This window comes from Serratia sp. ME47 (assembly GCF_903970925.1).
In the GTDB taxonomy this organism is placed as follows: Bacteria; Pseudomonadota; Gammaproteobacteria; order Enterobacterales; family Enterobacteriaceae; genus Serratia; species Serratia ureilytica.
Map to the genome: position 1 here is coordinate 1 of NZ_CAJCKE010000059.1, position 2,359 is coordinate 2,359.

Below are 2,359 nucleotides of genomic sequence, written 5' to 3' on the forward strand. Positions count from 1 at the left end.
ATATCACCAGTCCTTCGCTGTGTATCCCCGCAGTGTGCCTGGAGGAGAGAATCGTCATCGTACCCGGCGAAAAGCGCAGGCTTACCCTCTATGATACCTGTAATTCGCCGCCATCAATACCGCCGCTCAGACATTTCTTTACCGACAAAACGTTGCTAATCGCGTCTGCGCCGCTAAGATAACCCCAGATCTGAACATGAGGATGGCATGGTTAAACGGCAGCGGATTGCAAAATGGTTTTTATGCCTGGCTTGCCTGGTGGTGCTGACGTGCATGACCCAGCGCATGGCGGGCCTGCATGCGCTGCAGCAAACGCTGGGGATCCCGGCCGCTACCGCCGTTCAATCCAGCGACGCCGCCGCCGAAGCGCAGCCGACGCCCTGTGAACTGAGCGCCAAATCATTGCTGGCCGCGCCGCCGGTAATGTTCGAAACCATGCTGTTCGGTCTGGGTCTGCTGCTGGCGCTGTTGGCGCCGACCATTGCCGCGCGTCTGCGCATTCCTCCTCCTCGCGCCATTTCTCCGCCCACCCTCAGGGTGCACCTTCGATTATGCGTCTTCCGTGAATGAGTTAATCGCCCGTTTTTCGCGGTGAATTAATCATTTATGGAGAATTAACATGTTGAAAATTATCAGGCTGGCCTGTGCTTGCCTGTTTATGCTGTGGCTGCCCGCCTTGCAGGCGGCGGACAGCGGCTGGCTGCAAAATCCGGCCAACGATCATGCCAAGGTGCGGCTGCGCGCCGACACGTCACAGCCGGGAGAGACCCGTCTGCTGCTGTCGGTCGAGCTGCAAAAAGGCTGGAAAACCTACTGGCGTTCCCCGGGCGAAGGCGGCATCGCGCCGGCTATCGTCTGGCAAGGCCACCCGCCGCCGGCGACCTGGCACTGGCCGACGCCGCAGCGTTTCGAGGTGGCCGGCATTTCCACCCAGGGCTATCACGATCGGGTCACGCTGCCGATCGTGATGCCTGGCTCGGTATCCGGCCCGCTGGCGGGCACTTTGACGTTGTCCACCTGCAGCAATGTCTGCATTCTGACCGACTACCCGTTCAGTCTGGATCTGACGGCGCCGAACGATCCGCAGTTTAATCACGACTTCGCGCAGGCGATGGGGCAAGTGCCGATCGCCGCCGGGTTGACGGAGAACGTCAAGGCCGGGTATCGCAGCGGCGAGCTGCAGATTGCCGCCGAACGCGCCGGCGGTTGGCAGCGGCCCGCGCTGTTCTTCGATACGCTGGCGGATGCCGATCTCGGCAAGCCGCAGGTTGAAACCGACGGCGATCAGCTGCTGGCGCGAGTGTCGGTGAGCGATGGCTGGGGAGAGGCGGCGCCGGATCTGCGCGGCAAAACGCTGACGCTGGTGATCGACGACGGCGGCATGGCGCAGCAGATTACGCTGCCGATTGGCGATCCGCTGGCCGCGCCGGCCGGTGCGGCGTTCCCGTTATGGCAGGCGGTATTGATGGCGCTGGCGGGCGGGTTGATCCTCAATCTGATGCCGTGCGTCCTGCCGGTGTTGGGCATCAAGCTCGGTTCCATCCTGCAGGTGGAGCGGCGCGATCGGCGCAGCGTACGGCTGCAGTTCCTGGCGTCGTCGCTGGGTATTGTCGCCTCGTTTATGGCGTTGGCCCTGCTGATGACGCTGCTGCGGCTCGGCAACCACGCGCTTGGCTGGGGCATTCAGTTCCAGAATCCGTGGTTTATCGGCTTTATGGTGCTGGTGACGCTGCTGTTCAGCGCCAACCTGTTCGGCCTGTTCCATCTGCGCCTCTCGTCCGATCTGAACACGTCGCTGGCCACCCATAACGGGCACGGTCTGAGCGGCCATTTCTGGCAGGGCGCGTTCGCTACGCTGCTGGCGACGCCGTGCTCGGCGCCGTTTCTCGGCACGGCGGTGGCCTTCGCGCTGGCGGCGTCGCTGCCGGTGCTGTGGGGCATGTTCATCGCGCTCGGCATCGGCATGAGTCTGCCGTGGTTGCTGATCGCCGCCTGGCCGTCGCTGGCGCTGCGGTTGCCGCGTCCCGGCCGCTGGATGAATACCGTCAAGCTGGCGATGGGGTTGTTGATGCTGGCGTCGTCGCTGTGGTTGCTGAGTCTGCTGAGCAATCATATCGGCGTGCAGGCTACGCTGTGGCTGGGGGGGTTGGCGCTGCTGGCACTGCTGCTGGCGGTGTGGCGCCGGCAGGGGGCACGCTTGGCGGCCAAGCTGGCGGCGGGCACTATGGTGCTGGCGGGGGGGTGGCGTCCGGGCGGGTGCGTCAGCCCGCGCCTGGGGGCCCCGGCTCGTCCGGGCGGCGGGGGCGGGGGGGGCAGGGGGGTGGGGAGGGGGCGAGGGTGACAAGTCGACACTGTGGGG

General features: G+C 64.6%; 2 protein-coding genes and 1 pseudogene. All 3 read left to right on the top strand.

Going from position 1 to position 2,359, the window contains the following annotated elements; all coding sequences use genetic code 11:
• Positions 1-182: hypothetical protein (locus H7A77_RS25510; protein ID WP_220457888.1), on the top strand; the 182-nt coding region annotated here is incomplete at its 5' end.
• A 25-nt stretch (positions 183-207) separates the two neighbouring features.
• Positions 208-570, top strand: coding sequence for a hypothetical protein (locus H7A77_RS25365; RefSeq protein ID WP_042785115.1), 363 nt, complete (start codon positions 208-210; stop codon positions 568-570).
• Between the two features lie 49 nt (positions 571-619).
• Positions 620-2,239 (top strand): annotated as a pseudogene (locus tag H7A77_RS25370) (protein-disulfide reductase DsbD family protein); the annotation flags it as partial.
• Positions 2,240-2,359 lie beyond the last annotated feature (120 nt).

Excerpts from the sequence above, each read along its gene's own strand:
- H7A77_RS25365 (WP_042785115.1), top strand. The coding sequence starts at position 208 with ATGGTTAAACGGCAGCGGATTGCAAAATGGTTTTTATGCCTGGCTTGC.